This is a genomic window from Cyclobacterium lianum (assembly GCF_900143075.1).
GTDB classification, from domain to species: Bacteria; Bacteroidota; Bacteroidia; order Cytophagales; family Cyclobacteriaceae; genus Cyclobacterium; species Cyclobacterium lianum.
In genome coordinates, this window is the sequence record NZ_FRCY01000003.1 from 304,982 (window position 1) to 327,326 (window position 22,345).

Annotated in this window: 14 protein-coding genes; 1 reads left to right on the top strand and 13 read right to left on the bottom strand. The window is 48.2% G+C overall.

Annotated elements, in window-relative coordinates:
* Positions 1-4: 4 nt before the first annotated feature.
* The 3 genes from BUB19_RS06270 to BUB19_RS06280 form a co-directional block, all read right to left on the bottom strand.
* Complete coding sequence (locus BUB19_RS06270; protein ID WP_073093673.1) at positions 5-1,150, bottom strand: formylglycine-generating enzyme family protein; 1,146 nt, start codon at positions 1,148-1,150, stop codon at positions 5-7.
* A gap of 94 nt (positions 1,151-1,244) precedes the next feature.
* Complete coding sequence (locus BUB19_RS06275) at positions 1,245-3,146, bottom strand: sulfatase family protein (protein ID WP_073093674.1); 1,902 nt, start codon at positions 3,144-3,146, stop codon at positions 1,245-1,247.
* A gap of 3 nt (positions 3,147-3,149) precedes the next feature.
* On the bottom strand, positions 3,150-4,865 hold the full coding sequence (locus BUB19_RS06280; protein WP_073093675.1) for a hypothetical protein: 1,716 nt from the start codon (positions 4,863-4,865) through the stop codon (positions 3,150-3,152).
* Positions 4,866-5,398: 533 nt separating this feature from the next.
* Between BUB19_RS06280 and BUB19_RS06285 the strand changes: the two genes are divergently transcribed.
* Positions 5,399-6,643, top strand: a complete 1,245-nt coding sequence (locus tag BUB19_RS06285) for an endo-1,4-beta-xylanase (protein WP_084097021.1) — start codon at positions 5,399-5,401, stop codon at positions 6,641-6,643.
* A gap of 2 nt (positions 6,644-6,645) precedes the next feature.
* On the opposite strand, the gene BUB19_RS06290 is transcribed toward BUB19_RS06285, so the two are convergent.
* From BUB19_RS06290 to BUB19_RS06335, 10 genes are all read right to left on the bottom strand, one after another.
* Positions 6,646-8,175, bottom strand: a complete 1,530-nt coding sequence (locus BUB19_RS06290) for a sulfatase family protein (RefSeq protein WP_073093676.1) — start codon at positions 8,173-8,175, stop codon at positions 6,646-6,648.
* A gap of 7 nt (positions 8,176-8,182) precedes the next feature.
* A complete protein-coding gene (locus BUB19_RS06295) occupies positions 8,183-9,619 on the bottom strand; it encodes a sulfatase-like hydrolase/transferase (protein ID WP_073093677.1) in 1,437 nt (478 codons plus the stop codon).
* 246 nt (positions 9,620-9,865) lie between these two features.
* On the bottom strand, positions 9,866-11,320 hold the full coding sequence (locus BUB19_RS06300) for a sulfatase (protein WP_084097023.1): 1,455 nt from the start codon (positions 11,318-11,320) through the stop codon (positions 9,866-9,868).
* Positions 11,321-11,393: 73 nt separating this feature from the next.
* A complete protein-coding gene (locus BUB19_RS06305; protein WP_073093679.1) occupies positions 11,394-12,980 on the bottom strand; it encodes a RagB/SusD family nutrient uptake outer membrane protein in 1,587 nt (528 codons plus the stop codon).
* 12 nt (positions 12,981-12,992) lie between these two features.
* Positions 12,993-16,355: a SusC/RagA family TonB-linked outer membrane protein gene (locus BUB19_RS06310; protein ID WP_073093680.1), complete on the bottom strand. Its 3,363-nt coding sequence runs from the start codon at positions 16,353-16,355 to the stop codon at positions 12,993-12,995.
* A gap of 100 nt (positions 16,356-16,455) precedes the next feature.
* The gene (locus tag BUB19_RS06315; protein WP_073093681.1) at positions 16,456-17,454 is read right to left on the bottom strand and encodes a FecR family protein; all 999 of its coding nucleotides are present in this window, start codon (positions 17,452-17,454) and stop codon (positions 16,456-16,458) included.
* Positions 17,455-17,545: 91 nt separating this feature from the next.
* Positions 17,546-18,163 (bottom strand): RNA polymerase sigma-70 factor, encoded by a 618-nt coding sequence (locus BUB19_RS06320; protein ID WP_073093682.1) that lies wholly within the window; start codon positions 18,161-18,163, stop codon positions 17,546-17,548.
* Positions 18,164-18,235: 72 nt separating this feature from the next.
* Positions 18,236-19,708, bottom strand: coding sequence for an alkaline phosphatase D family protein (locus BUB19_RS06325; RefSeq protein ID WP_073093683.1), 1,473 nt, complete (start codon positions 19,706-19,708; stop codon positions 18,236-18,238).
* A gap of 425 nt (positions 19,709-20,133) precedes the next feature.
* The gene (locus tag BUB19_RS06330) at positions 20,134-20,469 is read right to left on the bottom strand and encodes a sulfatase/phosphatase domain-containing protein (RefSeq protein ID WP_143155921.1); all 336 of its coding nucleotides are present in this window, start codon (positions 20,467-20,469) and stop codon (positions 20,134-20,136) included.
* A 231-nt stretch (positions 20,470-20,700) separates the two neighbouring features.
* Positions 20,701-22,338, bottom strand: a complete 1,638-nt coding sequence (locus tag BUB19_RS06335; protein WP_073093815.1) for a RagB/SusD family nutrient uptake outer membrane protein — start codon at positions 22,336-22,338, stop codon at positions 20,701-20,703.
* Positions 22,339-22,345 lie beyond the last annotated feature (7 nt).

Genomic DNA, 22,345 nt, shown 5'->3' on the forward strand with positions numbered 1-22,345 from the left:
TCAACTAATTGGATGAAACGCAGCGAAATCCGGTGTGCTCCAGTCCGGTATCGGGGGATGATTTCATTTTGGCACTTACCCGGTAGCCTTCACAATAAGACACATTGCAGAGGAAGGAACCGCCTTTGACAACTTTCTTTGGCACGGTAGGTTCCTGTGGGTCAAAGCTGTCTCTGGGTCCCTGAGGGTTAACAGCCAGGTCCGTTTGCAAGCTGCTGTAGTAATCCTCCCTGTACCAGTCATTTGTCCATTCCCATACATTGCCGGCCATGTCATACAGGCCGTAGGGATTGGGATCATACGATTTCACAGGCGCCAGGCCCTGAAAACCATCTTCCCCTTTGTCGGTAACCGGAAATTCTCCCTGCCAGATATTGGCCATAAAACCACTTTTCTCCACCGGATCATCTCCCCAGGGAAAGGATTTTTGCTGCAGTCCTCCACGTGCCGCATATTCCCATTCCGCTTCCGTGGGCAGGCGTTTTCCGGCCCATTTGGCGTAGGCCAGGGCATCATCCCAGGCAATATGCACTACGGGGTAATTGTCCTTGCCTTCTATGCTGCTGCCTGGTCCCTGAGGCTGTCTCCAATTGGCGCCCGGAGTCCACTCCCACCATTGGGATGCATTGTTCAGGGCGACGGATCTGTCGGGAGAATTGAAGGTCAATGATGCTGCGACCAGTACCTCCTCAGGAGGTTTGGGTGTACCAGGCGGCAGTTGCTTTTTTATCTCCTCCCAATCCGGCTTCTTTTCTGCGATGGTCACATAGCCGGTTGCCTCCACAAAGGCGGCAAACTGAGCATTTGTAACTTCAGTTTCGTCCATCCAGAAACCATCTACCTTAACCTTGTGCGCGGGCAGCTCATCCTTCCTGCCCCGCTCATCGGTGGCACCTCTGGTAAATTCACCACCTTCTATCCAGATCATCCCCTCGTGAGACCGCGGCTCCTGTCTTTCGGCGATATCATTTGTACCGGCGTCTGCTTTGGGTGCAAAACGATCCGGAACGTTGTCATGACAGGAGGCCATGTCTGCGGTAGTCCCCTCTTCGGTCATTTCTTCCTTATTGTCTGATTGGGAACATGAGTATTGAAAAGAAAGGGCCAGTGCTGCGATATACACAAGGTTTCTTCTTCTAGTATTTATCATTACGAAATGCGTTTAGCTTTCAATTTAAACAAGATAGACAAAACTGCCTATTGATCGGTTTATTTTTTGATCATTGGCCAATGACGGACTTGAACTACCAGTTGCCATTCAGATAATCCAACCTGCGTTCGACTTCGGGATTGGTGTTTCGCAATACAAGTGTACTGGTATCAACGCTCCCTGCATACTTGCTGTGGTCTTTAAAATAAACGAGCGTATTCATGGCAATTAAAAGGGATACGGGATCATTCTCCTTATTCATCCAATCCAGAATTGCAGGCACGGGATTGCCCTTTTCCAGCACCCCGAACAGCTCAATTGCCCTCAATTTCACCAAACGGTCCTGCTCTGATTCCCAGGCGGGAAATTCGCTGTAATCCTTCCCGATCTCTTTTCCATGGGCTGCGGCAACCTGATAGGCCCAGTACTTTTCCAAGGCAGACCCTCTCCTCAGGATCTCCATTAAATCCTCCTTTACCCCTGCCCATGGAGATAAGGCGAGATCATTGATTGCAATGATGCGCTTCAGCTTTTGGTGATAATCTCTGCCATAAGCTACCGGATCTTCCATTCCCTCCCGGATCAAAAAACTTTCGGGTAAAAAGCCAAGGTCGTTTTTTTCCAATAACCAATGATTTAATTTTTCCCTCATTTCCCTGAGTTTTCCAGCCCATTGCGGATCCTCTGCCAGATTTCTGGTCTCAAAAGGATCATTTTCGAGGTCGTAAAGGCGCTCCACAGGCTTGGGTTCAAAAAAAGCCCCCTGCACAGCCCCCAATTCTCCAACCTCATACCTGTCTCTCCACTCTGCAAATGCCGGCATCTTATAGCGGTAGTTGTTTTGCAGCCCATCCGGGTAGATGGGCTGGAAACTGCGGATATATTTCCACCTGCCTTTGCGCAACGAACGCAACAGGTCATATTTTTCGTCAAAACGATCTGCATGCCCATATGCCTGATCCCGGCTCTCCAGCTCATGCTGCTCCAGTCCCTCCCCCAAAAATGCCCGGCCATCCATGGCTTCCGGGATGTCCAAGCCCGCCAGGCGCAACACAGTGGGGGCAAAGTCAATAAAACTCACAAATGCTTCTGGCCGCTGACCTTTTTCGTAGGGAACCAGGTGCTTCCATTTCTCCGGTACCCTGACCACCAGGGGCACATGCAGGCCGGTCTCGAAAAGGTAACCCTTGCTGCCGGGCAGTACCCCGCCATGATCTCCGAAGTAAAAAATAAAGGTGTCTTCCAACAGGCCTTCTTTTTCCAGTTCTTCGATTTGCCTACCCACCCAATCGTCTATCTCCCTGATTTTATCGCGGTGAAAGGCCGTGGTAAAACGAAAAAGAGGCGTGTCGGGATACTGAGGGAATAACTTCACCTTACCCGGATCATCAACAGGCTGATAGCTCTCCATCAGTGACAAGGGGAAATGCAGCCGGCTCTCATGGGAGCCCGTATAGGTCTCCTGATGAAAAAAGGGCTGTTCTTTCGTCCCCCTGTTCTGCCAGGAAGCGGAGTTGGATGAGGCATCCCATACCCCTTCTCCTTCCTCGGCATTGTAGTCCTTTTTCGCATTATTGGTCGTGTAATATCCTGCCTGGCGCAAGTAGGCAGGGAACATTTCCAGCCCCTGCGGCATGGGTGCTATTGCTATTTTGCGGTGCAGGTGCATGCCGGTCCGGGTAGCCAGTGTTCCGGTAATCAGCGTACTTCTGGCTACTGAGCAAACAGGGGCGTTGGAAAAAGCATGCTGATAGGTCAAACCATCAGTTGCCAATCGCTGTATGTGAGGACTTTCAACGCCTCCGGCTGCAAACAGCTTCATGAAATGCATGGAATTGTCCTCGGAGATCAAAAATACAATGTTGGGTCGATCCTGTTTTTCCGGTATATTTTTCTCCAGGCTTTCGCCCGACACTCCGGTGACCAAAAGCGCAACGAACAACCCGGCAGCGCCGGTCACCTGTGTGGTTTTTCTTATCCAATAGCTGTCAGTCATGTTTTAATCAATTTGAATCTGATGATGAAAGGGAGTGAAACCGGTCAAATAAGCCGTAGGCGCATCCATTTTGGGCAAGCCCCCTCTGATTTGTACCCAGCTGTGCCGGTGCAGGCCAGGGCCAAAGTGAATCGCCGAATTTCCGGTTGAATACTTCCCTTTTCCATCTTTGAGGAAGACCACGTCCTCCAGCTCCTCATGTGGTACGGTGCCTGCGAAAGTCCCCCCCGGGCGGAAAATCAATTCTACCGCCAAAGGTACATGATCCGTACCCCTGATATCAATTTCCAGTAAAAAGCCCTTTTCGCTTTCGGTTATGGTAACGGTACTGGTGAGCTGCTGGACTTCCGAAGTAGGCCGCTCTGATCTGGGCATTTTAGCCCAATCGCCGTCCCCGGGAATCCTGTCTTCGGGAAAAGGCTGGTAATACGGACCTTCAAGGTAACTTGTCAGCACATATTTGCCATTGTCTTCTGTCATGGAATCGGCTGCGAACTGCCCCTTTCCAAAAAAGGCACTGGCCATCCTGATGCCCTGCAAAACGACTTCTTTTTTATGAAAAGTAAAGAAAACGGTACTCCCGCCCAGTATGGAAGCATCATAATTTCCCCGTCTGATCCTGGTCAAGCTGGAATTTTCAAACGTTCTGGCATAATTGTCAGGCAGCGGTTTCGGTGCAGGCAGCTCTCTCCAGAGGTCGGGATCTTCCAGAAAATAATACAGAAAACCGGTAGTTTTAGCAAACGCAGTTTCCTCAATCAATTTGCAGGCGGCAGCAAACTGCGGGTTTCCGTCCTCAAGGGCCAGGTAGCGATAAGGGTAATAATAGTTTTCCAGCGTGCCGATGATGGAATTGTCCTGCCTGCCGGAGGCTTCGGTGACAATCTCCCCATTCGGATGCAGGTAATAAAAATTCATCTCCAGATTCTTCCTGACATGGTCCAGAAGCTCTGGCATGTCAAATCCTCTAGCAATACTGATCAATACCCGGTCGCTCAACGAAGAATAAATGTAACTGCTCTTTTCCTCATACTGACCATCTGCATCGATATCAATCCCCTCCATCAGCCACCTCTCCGCCCTCTCGGGATAGCCCTCATCCTTTTTGATTTTGTATAGCTCTGCCAGGGCCGAACAGACTACCCAGCGGTGGTTTGGGGTATGTATTCCTCCTGCTTTCAGGGCTTCGCCTCCCTGTATTAAAAACTGATAAAGGGGTTTCAGGATTTTTTCTTTCCCCGGGACATTGCTTTGGTCCAGAAGCCGCCAGACCGGTGCCAGCCATTTGACAACAAAGCCTGTGTCGGGGGTAGAATGAAAATTGGTCGAAAGCAGGTCTATGGTCCCGTCTTCGTGCTGCAAATGCAAGAGAAAGGCTGCTGAATGGGACAGCTTTTCTACCAGTGCTTCATCCTGGTAGAATCGGGATTCGGGGCTGATCAGGGAACATATGCCTGTCTTGAGGAAGCTGGTAGCCGCATGGGGCGTGGCCATACCATAGGTATCCAATATTGCTCCAAAAAAAGGAGATGATGGATCAGCTACATACCGTAGCTGTATGCGTTCTACCGCCTCGTCGTTATTTGCAATCATTTGGATCAGCCAGCCGGGCTTTTTGTCCTGCCCCGCCAAAACTGCAAGGCTGTCCAGAGAAAACGGGATCAGGGGTGCCAGGAGGCTGATTTGGCTATTTTTACGGATAAAAGATCTCCTATCCATTAATCTTGGTTTTGTTTTGGGTTTAAATGAAATGCTGAATATACCCATTTTTTGTTGGGCTGAAACATGATGACCAAACTTTTCGAAAGATCGAAATTTCAGTATTAAAAAATCAACACATAATTACAGACTTAAGTCCTCTAATCAGAGGCCTTCCTAACAAAATTTACAAATTTTGACGAGGTTAAGTACATATCCTGTTTCAAATCATAATTCATCAGAGATTCATTTTTCTTCTATCAGGTTTTCTTCCTGGTGCCAGCCATAGAAGAATCTTAAAAAATATTCCCTTTTAGGTTTGCATCGCTAAGTGGGATGCCAATTGGCGTGGCAACGGTTTATTTCCACTGGGAATGATTTTTGGCGAATCCATTTTTTATGTGATTCAAAAGAATGGAAAGAAAGGCTTGGTGCTTTAAAAAGCCTTCCCGGATACGAAACCTGTCAGGCTTCCAATTACTATCAGCTCTGTAAATTTTTACCTGTTTTAAAAAAATCGTACATTCCCTGCTGAATTAAAACCTATTATAACCATGATCCGCAAACCATTCCTATTTGTTTTCCTGAGCCTGAGCTGCATCCTGAACAGGCCGGTTGATGCCCAGAGCCTTGATGAGTCCATTGCGCAACACCGCAAGGGCCTGTTGACCATCAGGGCCGAACCGGGAACCGAAGTCACCATTAAGCAGGTTTCCCACGAATTCTGGTTTGGGGCCGCAATTGCCAATGGCCTGGGATCGGGCAGGATGCGTCCGGATGATCTGGAGCAGTACAAAAAGTATTTCTTAGAAAATTTCAACAGTGCAGTGACCGAAAATGCCCTGAAATGGGCCAGTATGGAACCCGAAAAGGGGCAGGTAAACCACCAGACGGTAGAAGGAATCCTGCAGTGGACGGAGGAGAATGATATACCGCTCAGGGGACACAATTTATTCTGGGGCATAGACAAGTTTGTGCAGCCCTGGGTGAAAGAACTAAGCGATGCCGAGCTGGAAAGTACCATCAGGGAAAGGGCCATATCCATCGCCCGCCGCTACCGGGGGAGATTTGTGGAATATGACCTGAACAATGAGATGATCCATGGCAATTATTATGAGGAGAGGCTCGGACCGGAAATTACTGCGAAAATGGCCCGTTGGGTGCTGGAAGGAGACCCTGAGGCCAAACTGTACCTCAACGATTATGATATCCTGACAGGAAACCGCCTGAATGATTACCTCGCCCAAATCAGGGATCTGCTGGCACAGCAGGTTCCCATTGCCGGTATAGGCGTGCAGGGTCACCTGCATGGCAGTACATTTGACCGGCAGGCATTGCAGGCAAGCCTGGACTCCCTGGCTCAATTCGGCCTACCCATACGGATCACAGAGTTCAACATGCCCGGCCAGCGTTCTGAATTCTATAAAGATACGGATCGGAAAATGAGCCCGGAGGAAGCATTCCGAAATGCAACGGAACTGGTAGACTATTACCGCATTTGCTTTGCCCATCCTGCGGTAGAGGGAATCCTGATGTGGGGCTTTTGGGAGGGCGTCAACTGGATCCCTGCCTCCTCCCTGTATACCCGGGATTGGCAGGCCACCCCGGCCGCAAGGGCCTATCAAAACCTGATTTTTGACGTCTGGTGGACAAGTACAACGGGTATCACCGATGCTACAGGCACACTTGTTATTCCAGCCTTTTACGGAGATTACCAGATCACCGCAGATGGACAATCCAAACAGATTTCTCATCAAAAGGCGCAGCAGGCTAAAGTAGTGGATTTCCCCGGTCGATAATATTACTTGTAATCTGCTCCCGTAAGGCTTTCCAATACGGACTGTTGCCAGGCCCTGAGTTGTTCTTCCATCTTGCCGGCAATCTCCGGATGGTGGTCCATCAAATTGTTTTCCTCGGCAGGGTCGGCATGAATGTCAAACAATTCTCTTCGGGCATCCTCACCCGTGTCACCATGAATTACCAGTTTGTATTGGTTGTCGAGCAAAGCTCTCGGGCCTGAGAAATCTTCCTCCCGAATATCTGGATACTGGTAATTTCTGAAATTTCTGGTAGCTATCCCATTCATTAGTTTGACCAGGGGGGTAGTGCCTTTCTGAAGCTCCGGATCGATGTAATCTTCCAATCCCTCCCCACCATTTCTTGGCCGGCCGTTCCAGAAAGCGATGGGCTCTGGCCTTTGGTCCATATTAGTCTCAAATAAAGGCAGTAAACTTATGCCATCTATTGGTCGCTCAGGTAAATCAGATCCGAGGATATCCAACAAGGTCGGTAATACATCGGAGGAAACTGCGTGGGTATCACTGATCATGTTTTGATCGATTCGGGCAGGCCATTCCAATACAGCTGGTACCCGTATCCCTCCTTCGTATATAGACCCTTTTTGTTCGCGAAAGGGTACGGTAGCATTGCCCTCCTGGGGCGTACCGTTGTCTCCAAAATACCAAAGCAAGGTATTGTCTCTTTGACCCGTTTCGTCCAGGTAATCTCTCAACTGGCCAATAGACCTGTCCATGGCAGTAATTTCTGCAAAACGTTCCTGCAAGACCTCCCTTTGGAGGCGCTCTACAGGTGCACCGGTTTCGTTGGAGGTCAGCCGCACCATACGGTCGCCAAAATCCTCCGGCAGGTCGGCATATAACGCGAGATCTTCTTCAGTACCGCTGTAAGGCTCATGTGGCGATCCGTACCAGATGACCACAAAAAATGGTTTGTCCTGCTCAAGTGCTTTGTCCATAAATTTCCGGGCTTCATCAACAAGTACTTCGGAACTTTCGCCCTCAAATATCACCGGTTCGGCGCCATTGCGGGACAGAGGCGGATCCATTTCAAAGAAATTGTCATGTGAAAGGTATTCTTCAAAACCCATAGCCGCAGGATTGGTGGGCGATGAGGATTTTACAGGTCCAAGATGCCATTTGCCGTAATGGGCCGTCGCATAGCCGGCTGCTTTCATCAGGCTGGCGATACTGATTTCCTCCGGACGGATAGAATATCCGGGAGTGAAGGTCCCATATCGATTGGGGTGACGTCCGGTAATGATGCTTCCGCGCGTGGGCGAACATACCGGAGAGGCAGAATAAAACCGATCCAGACGCAACCCGCCGGCTGCCATTTCATCCAGGACAGGCGTGTGAAGGTAGGGGTGCCCGTTATAGCCGGTCTCATCCCAGCCATGGTCATCCCCCAATAGCAGGACTACATTTGGCAAATTGGGTTCTGCTTGTTCTTCAGCTTGCTGCTGGCAGGAAATTGTCGCCGGAAGCAATGCCGTAAGGAATATGTATTTCAGGTTTTGGATGATTTTTCTCATAGGTTGGTTACTTTTTTCGGGCTTGTATATGTAGGCTCTTTTTCTCTCTTTGCAGATAGCTGCTGATTTCGTTTTCAATCAACCGGTGGGGCTCCTCCATTTTGCGGACGAGGTCGGGGCTTCCACCAGCTAGATCTCTGGATTCGGACGGGTCTTCGCGGAGATTAAACAGCATCCAGGAATCCTCTGGCTTCTCCCTTATTATCTTATAATCGCCCCAAATGAGGGCCTGCTGGGACTGGTAGGCAAAGTACAAAGCAGCATGAGGGGAATGAATGGTCTGGCCGGTAAGTACGGGAAGGAAATTCTTGCCGTCTATAAACCTGTCCTGCGGCATTTCTGCCGCTGTAAGCGCTGCTACACCCACGAAGATATCCGGCGACCAGAGCCGGGTGGCAATTGTGGAGTTGGCCTTTATTTTTCCCGGCCACCGGGCTATGGCAGGAACATGGATACCTCCCTCCCATAAGGTCACTCCGGCACCGCGAAATGGAGCATTGGATTGGATATCCAGATAGGGATAAAATGCGCCATTGTCTGAGTAAAAAAACACAAAGGTGTTGTCTGCCACACCCAGCTCCTCTAAATGAACCATTAACCTGCCGACGGCCATATCAATGGCTGTCACTACCGCCTGAAACCTCTTTCCGGGATCCGTTTCCTCCGGGCTGAAATCATAGGGTTCAAAAGCGTGGTCTGGTGCTTTCCAGATATTGGCCTCTCCGGGTTCGATATTTCTGTCTCCCGGATGATGAGGTGCATCGAAGGGAAGGTAAACCATCCAGGGAGTGTTTCCGGAAGATTTCTCCCGGATAAAATCAATGGCAGCATCAGCAAATAAATCCGTACTGTATTGTCCATGCCTGTTGATGGCGTTGGTGTTGTGGTATAAATCTTTCCTTCCGGCATAGACATGTGTGAAATGGTCGGCATTTCCGGAAGCGATGCCCAGAAATTCATCGAAGCCTCTTTCGGTGGGCCGGGACCCTGGAGCGAAACCAATGTTCCATTTACCAAAGGCCGCAGTGGCGTATCCATGGGGGCTTTTTTTTACTACCTGAGGCAATATGATCTCGGAGTGCGGGAGGCCTATCCCGTAGTTGCCCTCCAGACCTACCAATTGTTTGTCCAATTTGTTTCGCTGGGGGATCCTTCCGGTCAGCATCGTGGCACGAGAGGCAGTACAGGTAGGGGATGCGGTGTAGAAGTTGGTTAACCTGGCGCCCTGGCTGGCAAGCCTGTTCAGGTTTGGGGTGATGATGGCCGAATTCGGATTAAACGGGCTGAGGTCTCCATAACCGATATTGTCTACCGTAATGATCAGGATGTTGGGGGCCGGGTCTGCATTCTGGCCTGATAGCGCCAGCGGCCTTAGCCAGATGCAACAAAAGACCAGGAGCAACAATCCCTGGGTTGACAATCGATTAACCGGTTTTCCTCTCATTACAATTTTAAAGTTGTGGTTTTTGTGTCATAGGCTTAAGTTAACCCATTTTCGGAAAAATAAATATACCATTTTGCACCCTATTCCGAAAATTTGCCGGGTTTTCATGTCTGTTCATCTGCTGATTTGGCTGTCCCAGCATGGTCGCTTCCGGCTTCATTATTATTCAAAGTACCTTTTTGATGCGGCACCAATGGTTACCTTTAGAAGATTGTTTTCCCTATCCCCTGTCAGGCTCCCCAGGATTCAGGTATTGCTATCTGTCTCCGGAAGGTCATTTTCCCGAAGTTTCCGGAGCTTTTGCCGGAGGATTTCCTGCATCTCTTCTACCCTATGCCGGTAAGCTGGAAAATGGGCCAGGTTGGTGTATTGTTTCGGATCTATTTCCATATCAAACAATTCCATCCCTTCCTCACCATTCTCGCCGTACTGGATAAATGCCCATTTCTGGTTTCGGATCAGAAACGTATGGGTTCCCCTCCAGACATTGACCGAGAAAGCAAAATCTCTGGTTTGATGGGTTGGATCTTCCAATGTCCGGGCAAAGCTTATTCCCTGAATCTCATCTTCCGGTTCGACACCCGCTAGTTCGGCTATGGTAGGATACAGATCAATCAATTCTACAAATGAATCGCAGACCTGTGCTTCCTTTCCCGGAACTTTCACGATCAAAGGCACTCTGGAAGACTCTTCCTTCAGACTGACTTTCATCCAGAAATCGTGTTCGCCCAGGTGAAAGCCATGGTCTGATGTGAAGACCACAATGGTATTGTCTTCCAATCCCTCTTCCTCCAGGGTTTGCAGTATCTTTCCGACCTGTGCATCCATATAAGTAACAGATGCATAATAGGCTGCTATCGCCTTTTTCTGCTGCGCTTCCGTCATTTTCGCATTCAGCGTGGTGACATAGTTGATACCCTTTTCCGGAATATCATCCCAATCTCCCAGTACCTTAGGAGGCAACACTACCTGCTCATAAGGATATCGGTCAAAGTAGTTTTTTGGAGCAACAAAAGGAACATGAGGCCTCACCAGCCCTACAGCCAGAAAAAATGGCTCGTCCTTGAGTTTTCGGATCAGTTCAGTTGCTTTCTGTGCTGTTTTCCCATCGGAGTGTACCCCGTCATCTCCATCTGCTTTAACGATGGTCATGACATTTCCCCCCTTCCTGGGCAATAAGCCAAATGGGTTGTTTTGCACCAGCTCGGCCTCTCCTGCTGCAGTCCATTCCGGACCCTGGCTATTGTACCGTTCATTCCAGGAGGCTTCATCATCCGTACCGTTGGAGCCTTTCTCGATATCTCCGGGTACGCCCATGTGGAAAATTTTACTCACACGGGCGGTATGCCAGCCATTTTCCTTAAACAGTTGTGGCCACATTTTCTTATCCGGTCCGATATTTTCCCTTCCACTGACGTAGCCAAAGGTGCCGGTAGCATGTGGGTAATAGCCCGACATCATCGAAGCGCGGGAGGGGCCGCAGACGGGATATTGACAATAAGCCCTGGTAAAACGCGTACCCTCACTGGCCAACCGGTCAATATTGGGGGTGTATCCGGCACTGTTTTCATAGGAAGATACCGCGGTAGTGGTCAGGTCATCCGAAATGATAAACAACACATTCGGCTTTTTAGCAGTCTGGCCAATGGCGGAAAACCAACCCATCAGGAACAATCCAATCAGTAAATATTTTTTGATCATGTCTCGTTTGTTATGGCTTGTTAATTGAAAAATGGAAAAAGATCCCTCCTGATAAAATGGAGGGATCTTTAAATCAATAGCCTGCGTTTTGTGTCAGATTGGTATTCAACTCCCGCTCCCGCTGGGGAATGGGCCAAAGGTAGTCCCTGCCGGGGTCAAAGGACCTGTCAAATCCATCGAGACGGATCTGTTTCCACTCTCCATCTTCCTCATAATACCTACCCATGGGTACTCCCGGCATGACATCCTCTGCCAGCTCCCATCTGCGGATATCAAACAAACGGAAACCTTCGAAAGCCAGTTCTACCGATCGTTCTCTCCGAACGATATCGCGTAATTCTGCGGTGGTAGCCGCCATTTGCGGCATAACCGGAGGCAGATCGACGCTTTCCCGCTCCCGGACTTCATTGATGGCATCATATACTGTCTGATCGATCTCACCCAGCTCGATCTTTGCCTCTGCATAAGTCAGTAGTACCTCCGCATAGCGCATCAGAATGATATTCAGTCCGGAATTGGAAGGATTGGTGTAGTCCTCTTCATCAACGTATTTGCGGATATTGTATCCGGTGGCCGTGGAATAAACGGTGATCTGAACGGCATCCGAGCCGTCCGTCCCCGGCGTAGATCCATAAGTGCCGCCGTCAGGCAAAGGGGTACGTTCGGAGATAAATACTGAATGATACAAGCGGGGATCCCTGTTTTCCAAAGGATTCCGCGGATCATATCCACTCTGGGGATCACTGATCGGCAGGCCATTGGCCATGGGATACAAGTCGATCATGGCTTGTGTAGGAACGTAAAGGCTTCCGGTACTACCGGGAATCTGGCTCCAGGGTGCGGCAGTGGCATAAATGTTATGTGAATTGACATCAGCGGCAAATTCTCTGGCCAAAATCACCTCCTGGCTGTTTTCACCTTCATACTGAAACAATTCGAAATAGTCCGGATAAAGCGTATACTCCTGACTATCAATGATGGTTTTGGCTGCCGTTGCAGCTTCCGCATATCTTCCGGCATAGAGCATGGCCCTGGCACGAAGCCCCAGCGCCGCTCCCTTTCCTATCCGGCTTCCATTCTGGTAGGGTAACCAATCAGCTGCCTGGGCCAGCTCTGAAGAAACAAAATTCCATATTTCCTCTACCGGTGTACGCGTCACAGATCTTCCGGTTTCGATATCAATCCCTGAGGTAAGCAGGGGCACGTCCCCGAATAGCATGGCCAGCTTGATATAGTGGTAGGCCCTGAGTGTCATTACTTCCCCTTTGAGCCGGTTGATGGCATCCTGGTCATTCTCTTCTACCTGATCAATGTTGTCCATAAAGTCGTTTGCCCTGCGAATCGCCTGATAAGCATCTTGCCATTCGTTGAAATAACGGCCGGAAGCGATGGTGCCAAAACCCCGCTGCAAATCCACATTGGCATTGAATGGATGGTTGGTCAGCAGGTGATCCGAAAGGCCATCGTAAGAAAAGATGCTGGTTCCGTCAAGCGTCGGATAGACCGCATTGGCAGCAAAACCTGCATCTTCGAGGGTTTGCCAGAAAATTTCTTTGGAAATTCTATCGTTGGGTATGGTTTCCAGCAAATCGGGTTGACAAGCCATCCATGTCAAAGAAAATGAGGAAATCCATACGATTATATTGCTATATTTTTTCATCTCAAATCTTGTTTAAAATCGAACATTAGCTCCCAGTGAATACATACTAACCTGAGGATAGTACTGACCCCTGCCGGAAGGTATTTCCGGATCAAGGTCCCAGCGATTCAGTTCTGAAAAAGTCAATACATTGGTAGCGCCCACATACAGGCGGATGCGCTGGACGGACAGCTTATCGATGATTGCAGCAGGCAGGCTGTAGCCCAGTACAATATTCTTTAACCGCAGGTAGGAAGCGTCTATCAATTGTGTATCGGAGGTCTGAAAATTTCTACCATCTCCTTTAATGGGCCGTGGAAACTCGGCATTTGGATTTTCCGGTGTCCAGTAGTTATCCGTGTAAATGGCATGGGTAAAGGTTTCGTAGGTAGCGATCTGCTGAAAGGCCCCATCCAATCTGGTCTTGTGTCCCGCTGCTCCCTGAAACTGCAGGAACAGGTCAAAATTACCATAGGTAAATGTTCCGTTCAGTCCGAAATCAAATCTCGGAAAGGACAGGCCAAGGTACTGGTGGTCTTCCTCATTGATAATTCCGTCTTCGTTTACATCCAGGTATTTGACATCACCCGGAGCAGAGTTGGGCCGAAGGGTTGGATAATTGTCAGCAGCTTCCTGGGTTTGAAATACGCCATCTGTCAGATAGCCCCAATGGGAATTGATTGGCAAACCTTCTTCTATAATGAATCGGGGACCTGTAGTACCGCCCGAAATGTAAGGCCCGGAATCGACGAGGTCCATTACCTCGTTCGTATTGTCACTAAAGTTGAAACCCAGGTCATAGGTCAGCTTCTGGCCACCCCTAAGATTTAATCCGATTTCATATCCTTCATTCCTGACTTTACCGGCATTCTGGACGGGAGCACCCAGGCCGATCAAAGCAGGTATGGGCAACTGCAGGAGAATACCATCGGTAAGTTTATTGTAATAATCAAATGTCACTGATAGTCTGTCATCGAAGAGTCCCATATCAAAACCGATATTGGTCTGATAGGTAGTCTCCCAGGTAAGGTTTTGATTGGCCAGATTGGACTGGGCAAAACCCTGCACGGGGGACTCATCAAAGGAGTAATTGATGGCGCTCAGGGTTTCAAAATAGGTATACAAACCTACCGCCTGATTGCCGGTCGCGCCCCTGGACCCCCGCAGCTTGAACTCGTTAACGGTTTCCCTGAGGTCGAGCCAGAAGTTTTCTTCCGAAAGCCTCCATCCTGCTGAAAAAGAAGGGAAAAAGCTGTAACGATTGTCCTCACTAAACCTGGAAGATCCATCATACCTGCCGTTGAGTTCAAAGAAGTATTTGTTGTTGTAATTGTAATTGAATCGGGCAAAATAGGATCTCAGGCCCCATTCGGCATCAAAACCGTTGGCATCCCGATTTTCATTGGAACCCTGGCTCAGCGATTGCACGTCATTGTTGTAAAATTCCTGGCGGAAGCCGCTTACCTGGTTGCTTCGGTTGTCTATGGTAGAATAGCCCAGCAGACCTGTAAATTTGTGCGCTCCTATATCCTTTTGGTAGGTGAGCAGGCTGTTCAGGGTGTATTCGGTCAGGTACCTCCTGAATTCGGTAAGGCGATTGACCTGGCGCTGGGCGACCCGGCCGTTTAGGGGATCCCGATTGAAATACCGGTCAGAAAATGTCTTGATCTGCGTATGGTCATTCCGCATGGCATACTGGGTAGAAAAAGTGAGGCCAGGCAAAATGTCATAGTCAAACTTAATACTTCCGGTAATGTAGTCATTGAGTGTCCGGCTCTCCCCGGTCAATTCTGCGAAAATCAGCGGATTGTTTACCTGAGGACCCAGCCCGTATTCACCGGTTTCATACCTGGGCCAGGAAAACTTGCTCGCATGCAGCATGTATTGAAATACCCTGGCTTCCCCGTCGCCGGAGGCGGAAAGACCGGCAGGCTGCATGGACTCCTTGGTTCTGTAATTCAGATCTCCCGAAAACCTGATTTTTTCGGAAGCTTTTAAGTCCAGGTTGATCCGAAACTCATTTAATTTATCGCTGAAGTTTGGAGCTACTCCATCAATATTCTGATGGCGTACGCTGAAACGGCCACTGAAGGATTCTCCCCCTCCGCTCACAGAAAGGGTATGGTTTTGCTGGGGTGCTACCTTCAGCATGCCCAGTTCATCTCTTCTCCAGTAAGGATAGGGCAGCGGAAATTCCGGGCTGGGGGCATTGGCCACGTACTCCTGAATAGCCTCCTCAGTATAAGGCAATGCCCTGCCGGCATTGGCATGAGCGACGTTTTCCAGGCGCAGGTAACTTTCCACATCCATGTGTTCGGGGCGGTTGGTCACATCCTGTAGTGCGTAGTAACCGTCATAGGCTACACTGATTCTCCCTTCTTTTCCTCTTCTGGTGGTGACCAGAACAACGCCGTTGGCAGCCCTTGATCCATATATGGCAGCCGAAGAAGCATCCTTGAGTACAGTCACCGATTCAATATCGTTGGGATTGATATCATTGATTCGCTGCTCAATACCGTCTACGATGATCAAAGGATTGTTATTGCCCAGCGTAGTGATACCCCTGATGCGGATATTGATATTGTTGTTGCCTGGCCGGCCGCCCTGGTCGACTACGGTCACTCCCGGGGCAAAACCCTGCAAAGACTGCTGGAAATCTGCTACCGGCCTTTTTTCCAATACCTCTCCCGAAACGGCTGCCAGGGAATTGGTAACCGACAATTTTTCCTGAACACCATAGCCAACTACTACCACTTCGTCCAGGGAAGTTTGGTCTTCCTCCAGTATAATTTCCAACTGCGTACGGTTTCCGGGTACGATCCGTTGGGATTGGTATCCGATGAAAGATATCAGAATCACTCCACCCTCAGGCACATCTAACTGGAAGGTACCATCTATGTCGGTGACTGTGCCGGTAGACATTCCTTCGATAACTACGGTGGCTCCCGGAATAGGCTCGCCGCTTGCGCTTTTTACAATTCCGCTGATCGGGTCATCCATTTCAGACTCGTGTAGATCAACTTTCCGGATGTTCTTTAAAGATCCCACATAAATGGTGTTGTTCACCTGTTTGAACTTCAGCTGCGATACGCTGGAAATTTCAGCCAGTAAGGAGTAAACAGAATGCTTTCCCGGCTGGAGGGTGATGTATTGATCAGGATCTATTAAATCGTCCGCAAAAATCACATGATACTGTGTTTTGGCTTCCAGCTCCCTGATAATGGCTGCAATTGGCCATTCTGTCTTTTCCAGACTAATAAAGGTTTCATCGATGGGCTTGATTTGTGCTTCCGTATCGTTGGCCAGCAGGGTGGTCAGGAAGAGGGACTGAAGTACCAATCCATACAAGAGTTGACGTGATACCATCTTGATTAGGTAAAGTATGTTTCTTTTCATAATTTGACATGTTTTTATTGTTGATACATAATAAAAGCGGGCAGGGTAAACCAGGACATTTGGCGATGGAAAGGTTTATCCTGCATTTTTTTTTCATAGGCTATTGGGGATAAATGGTGACGATATCATTTTCAATATGGTGTGTGAAATTCAGGGTAAATCCCAGACCTGTAAGCATATTGTCGAGATTGTCATTAGAAAAGGTGCCGGAAACGGTTCTGTTCAGGTCAAGGTTTCCAGTCGTCCTGACAGATACCCCGTACCAGGTTTCAAGCGAGCTTATTACCTCTTTAAATTTTTCGTTTTTGTAATGGATCAGTCCATCTTTCCAAAGAAACGGATCTCTATTTTCGAATGTGGTACGCTGAAGCTTTTCCGGGTTATCCTGGCGAAAAGCAGCCATCTGACCCGGGTCCAGCAAAAGGAAGCCATCTTCAGTACGACTGGTTCTCACTTTCACTTTCCCGTCCAGCAGGGCCACATCCGTTTTATTTTGATGTGATTTCACATTAAATTTTGTTCCTAATACTTCCGTAGTCAATTCCCCGGAATGAACCCTGAATGGTCGGTTTGCATCGTGGCTTACTTCAAAAAAGGCTTCTCCCTCCAGAAAAACTTCTCTGGAATCTCTAGAAAATCTATTTGGAAAGCGGATTTTTGAATTGGCGTTTACCCAAACCTTGCTGTCGTCTGAAAGCTCCAAGGCCAATTTCTGACCAGGTCGCACCGTTCTTTCTACCCATTGCACCGGCTCAGGTGAAAGCTCAGGAGCCTGAGCATGGTCTTGTATTACCTTAAATCCCAGGAATGCAAGACCGATGATAAAGAGCCAGACTGCTGCAGACCGAATTAATGCCGGATGAAATAATGGTTTTTTTTCAATAGGCGCTCTCTTGGCAATACCGATATTGATCCGTGAAAGAAGTCGATCCCGGCGTTCAGAATTTGCCGGGATTTCTTCTTGCTGCCTCCACACCTCTTCCAGTATTTCTTCCAATTCCCGGTCTGAGCCTGGTTTGCTCAGCCAGTCTTTGACCCGCTTGGTCTCGGAAGGACTTGCCTGCCCATGGATAAATCGCCTGATAATACTTTTGTCCAATGTAGTCTTGCTTTACTTAGAATACACAGGCACTAAAAATAATACTTAACGGAATGCTGAAAAAATTGCAGCGCCGCAAATAAAAAAGAAATTAGAAGAGCATAATAACCAAATTATATATTCCAAAACAAAAAATAAACACCAATTTATCTAAATTTTTTCCCTTGAAAAACTTCTTTCCCAAATATAAATGATGTTCTATCGTCCGAACAGAAAGTTTTAATTTTTTTGCTATCTCCCTATTGCTCATGCCCTCCACCCGGCTGAGCAGAAAAACCCGCTGTTGTACCTCTGGCATTTCTCCAATGCTGCTCATGACCTGCAGCTTGCTTTCCTGAACACAAATTTGTCGTAGAATATCTGCACCATCCATCTGGGATTCGACTGGAATTGCAGTAAGCTGACAATGTCTGCTGATATTGCGCAGGTGGTTTAGTATCTGGTTTTTCAAGGATCGGAAAAGGTAAGCCCCGATATTTTTACCAGGATCCAGTTGCTTTCTTTTTTCCCAAATGTTGACAAATATGACCTGCACCACTTCTTCTGATTCATCGGGATCTCCTAAAAATGTATCTGCAAAGCCCAGCATTTTATCCACGTACCTTTGATAGAGTTCATCAAAAGCCGATTTGTCACCCTGCCGGAGCAGCAGCACGATTTCGGATTCTTTACGTTTGGAATGCTTTCTCACTTCATCCAGATCATTCAAGCAGGATTAAATTAAATAAAAAATTGTCACAATATCCAGCGGGCGGCAAAACTTCGCAGTGAATTTCCTGACTCAACCCACAAACCGTTCCTCATGCACTACTTCTCCCAAGACATCCCGATGCTCGAAAAGGATTTCAGGTTTTCCGTTTTGGCGGGCAACCCGAATACTTAAAAATCCCCCTTTGAGTCGCAAAAACCGATGCTCCGGACGCACATCTCCCTCCTTCCAGCCCTGGGAATGGAAATCGCTTACCGGACCCGATCCAAATTCCATCAAGCCGGTCTCCTTATCCTGTGACACATATTGCCAATGCCTGTCCCCATTGACCACATACATATTGGGCTGGCTTGAAAGAAAATTTCGCAACCACTCCCCCTCGTGCCGAAAACTCTCATTGGCATGGTTGTCTGTTTTATTTTCCCGGTCAGGCCCGACTACCGGAGTGGCGGTAAACAGGATCTTGAAGGTGGCATCCGAGGCTTCCACGCTTTCCTGAAACCATTCCTTTTGTTCTTCTCCCCAAATGGTCTTCTCAGGACCATCTTCCCTGGTGTTTTCAGAGCGGTATTCCCTTCCTTCTACCAGCCATACCTGCAGGTCCCTACCCCAGCGAAGCGTCCGGTAAGGCTTCCCCTCTATGGGCACATTTTCATACCAAAGTTTTAGCCCATCATCAAAGGTAAGGTCGCCATAAGGCCCTTTTCCCCGGTACATGTCATCTTTCAGCAAATCGTGGTCGTCTTTGACCATATATACCGGAACTTCCCTGTAAAAATCCCTGAGGGACAACCAGCCATCCATGGCATGCCATTTGTGCCGGGCCTTCTCCAGGTTTTTGGCCAGGGGTCCGGGCTTATCGTAATAGATGTAGTCGCCGGTATGGATAAAAAAATCCGGCTGCAGCCGTCGCATGCTATCGTACGTCTGAAATCCCCTACGCTCATCATCAAAACTCCAGAAATACTGGCAGGTAGAGGTGGTGAAAAATACAGGAGCAGGTTGTGTATCGTAAGGAGGCGTTGTGAAACTGCCGGATTCTTTCCTGATAGCACCATTCGCTGCCGGTTTTGCCTCCCATTCCACCTGATAAGCCGTATTCGGCTGAAGTCCTTTTATGGGTATTTTTACGGTAAAATCTTCAGCCGCGTCCGCAGCCTGCCAGGAAGAGTTGTAAACTGAGCGCCCACTTTTGGTTAAAACCTTTGCCCTCACCAGGCCCGGGGATCCCGATACCGCTCCATCCATTTCAGCCACAGGTTGTTCTTCATCAAAATCTATGGGATGACGGAATACTTTCTCCTGCCGCTGATGGCGCACGGGCTGGGGAAATTCCTGACCGCAAAGCCGGGTCCAGAGCATGGCTGATTCTTTACTTACCTCAGCAATTTTAAATCCATTGGTGAAATAAACACCTGTATTGGTCTTTGAAATCAGGTCCAATAGTTTTTGAAAGGGTTGGGAAATTACTTTTGGAATGGCCATTAGGGAAAGAAGGCTCAGCCCTGTTTTCTTGAAAAATCCCCTTCTGTTTGCTTTGTTCATTGGTAATTGGGTTTTATATGGGTACAGTTGATGTGATCAGAAACCGGATCATAGCACAGCATAAAGCAATATCCGTTGAAATAAAAGTTTTTTCCAACTGAACCAGAAGTTTAATCTGTTGCTATCTTTATCCGACCCTTTGCCTGCTTTGCTGATCCTGGTGGTTAAATCTAAATAAAAATCCTGTGACCTGTATGCGCTTTATACCTTAATTGGCCTAATCAACCTATTGCAATATTTGAATTTAACCCACCTTGCAAATAACAAGGAATCTTTGGAGTTAACTTTCACTGATGATTCTGAATAACATATCCTTAGGGAAGTAGGTCATTTGGGTTATTTTTTCTAATGTGATGATTCCATTCTATTGATCCTGATAAAATTAAAGCATCCTACATTACAATACAGTTACCCGCTATTGAATATCAATACCTGACACCTACATCTTCCGCCCAATCAGCGTAATCCTGGATCATTTCCTCAAGTATTTCCGGGTTTTCTGCGCCGATTTCGTTGAGTTCAGTGGGGTCCTTTTCCAGGTCAAATAATTCCCAGTCAAATTGCGGTGCTTTGGAAATGATTTTCCATTTCCCTTGTCGCATGGCCTGATGCCCAAAGTGCTCCCAATACAATTCCCGGTTTTGCTCCATTCGCTCCCCTTTAAAAACAGGTACAAGACTTTTCCCTCTCAGGGGTTTTAGTTGGTTTCCCTGGTAGCGTTCCGGATACGCCGTATTGCCTAATTCCAAACAGGTTGCCATGATAATGACAATATCAGGTCTGTTATCTTCTTTGGTTTCACTTTGTGGTTGACAGCTCAATATCAGAACCAAAAAACAGCCATATTGGATTTCTTTTCATTGAAATTTGAGGAGAGGATTGGTTGTAAAGATATTTTAAAATTAGCCCTTGCTTCAATATTGAGATCTCATACCATCTAAAAAGAAGAGGCCCCGGATACTGTGCCGGGGTCCTCCATTTTTAATCGATTATCAATAACCGGGATTTTGCGGAAATTCTCCCGGATTGCTTACCCTGTCGATTTGTGTCTGGGGAATGGGCCGGACCAGGTGCATTTCCTGAATATTGGGAGCTGCATCGAGATTGTGCTGCCTTACCCTTTCCAACAAGGTTCCGGTTCGCTTCAAATCATACCAGCGGTGCTTTTCTCCTATCAACTCCCTGGCCCTTTCTTCGAGGATAAAGTCCAGATCAATGTCTCCCGGACCCACTTGCATTTCCTCCTCCATTCCCGGCAAGGCTGCACGTGTACGCAACACATTGATGTAGTCGGCTGCTGCTGAGCTGTTATTCTGCCTCCAGGCGGCTTCGCAGGCGATCAGGTACATTTCGGCCAGACGCATCACGGGAAAATCCCTTCTTCCGGCAGTTTCATTGATACTTGGCCGCAAGGGATCCAGAAATTTCAATAGCGAAGGGTAGTTTCGGCGCTGGTTGGTGCCGATTTCCTGATAGGCACTGACATTTCCTATCCAGTTGCCTTTGTAGTCTATGATCCAATAGGGTGCGGCCTGTTTGACTTCATCGGGTACCGGCTCCATGACAATATGGATGGCTGTGTCTCCGGGATTAACCTGTTGGCCATTGATCTCCCCGGGTATATTGGCGTACCAAACGGTCTTGAAAGAGCCATTCCAGCGTGCGTCCATTTCCCTGTCGTACAGGCTAAACAGGTAGTTGGTGGGTAAAAAGCGTTGAAAAGGCCGTCCATTTTCCGTATCCCTGACCATGGCAGGATTGAAGGTATAATCGAAAATAAAATACAAGTGACCAGAATTTCCGGGCCCGTTCAATAATGGGTCGTCGGTAAACTGCACCGTCCAGATAAACTCGCTATTGTCTTCATTATTGATGTCCCACAAGTCAATATAAGGAGTGACCAGTTCAAAATTGTAATTGTTGATCACATTAGCCGCCAGCCGTTCTGCTTCTGCCCAATTACCCCGGGTCAAATGCACCCTGGCCAGCAGTCCCTCTGCTGCAGCCTTATAGGCCCTGCCTGGTTCGGATGCACTTTCGGGCAGGTTGGCCACAGCAAATTCAAGATCCGGAAGAATCCCGGTCTCATAGATGGTATTTTCCGGAGTACGATTGGCTTCCGTCTGTACCCCTGATGTTTCCTCAAGAGAAAAATGTACATCTCCCCACTGCTGTACCAGGTGGAAATAATACAATCCCCTTAGAAACCTGGCTTCTGCTTCAATTTCTGCCTTCCTCTGATCGGAAATACCACTAACATCCTCAACCCGGTTTACCACCGTGTTGCATTGGTTTACTCCTACATACAGGTTATTCCAGATGTTGGTTACCGTCCCGCTGGTACCCAGGAAATTTGGGGAGTAATTGTTGATATGGGGGTTATTGGCGATACCTCCAAAACCATTGGTGAAGATATCCGTTCCGGTCACAGTCAGGAAAAAACCGTTTTGCTGACCATAAAAACTTCTCAAAGTGGTATAGGAAGCTCTTAAGCCATCCTCTATACCTCCGGGAGTCGGATAATACCCATCTGCTGTTGCCAAACTTACCGGGTCTTCTACCAGTACCTCCTCACAGGCACCCATACCAAGAGCGAGCACCAATCCAAATGTTTTAAATATATTTTTCATCTTTCGG

Coding starts and splice junctions, on each gene's coding strand:
- BUB19_RS06270 (WP_073093673.1), bottom strand. CDS start 1,150: ATGATAAATACTAGAAGAAGAAACCTTGTGTATATCGCAGCACTGGCC.
- BUB19_RS06275 (WP_073093674.1), bottom strand. CDS start 3,146: ATGACTGACAGCTATTGGATAAGAAAAACCACACAGGTGACCGGCGCT.
- BUB19_RS06280 (WP_073093675.1), bottom strand. CDS start 4,865: ATGGATAGGAGATCTTTTATCCGTAAAAATAGCCAAATCAGCCTCCTG.
- BUB19_RS06285 (WP_084097021.1), top strand. CDS start 5,399: ATGATCCGCAAACCATTCCTATTTGTTTTCCTGAGCCTGAGCTGCATC.
- BUB19_RS06290 (WP_073093676.1), bottom strand. CDS start 8,175: ATGAGAAAAATCATCCAAAACCTGAAATACATATTCCTTACGGCATTG.
- BUB19_RS06295 (WP_073093677.1), bottom strand. CDS start 9,619: ATGAGAGGAAAACCGGTTAATCGATTGTCAACCCAGGGATTGTTGCTC.
- BUB19_RS06300 (WP_084097023.1), bottom strand. CDS start 11,320: ATGATCAAAAAATATTTACTGATTGGATTGTTCCTGATGGGTTGGTTT.
- BUB19_RS06305 (WP_073093679.1), bottom strand. CDS start 12,980: ATGAAAAAATATAGCAATATAATCGTATGGATTTCCTCATTTTCTTTG.
- BUB19_RS06310 (WP_073093680.1), bottom strand. CDS start 16,355: ATGAAAAGAAACATACTTTACCTAATCAAGATGGTATCACGTCAACTC.
- BUB19_RS06325 (WP_073093683.1), bottom strand. CDS start 19,708: ATGAACAAAGCAAACAGAAGGGGATTTTTCAAGAAAACAGGGCTGAGC.
- BUB19_RS06330 (WP_143155921.1), bottom strand. CDS start 20,469: ATGGCAACCTGTTTGGAATTAGGCAATACGGCGTATCCGGAACGCTAC.
- BUB19_RS06335 (WP_073093815.1), bottom strand. CDS start 22,338: ATGAAAAATATATTTAAAACATTTGGATTGGTGCTCGCTCTTGGTATG.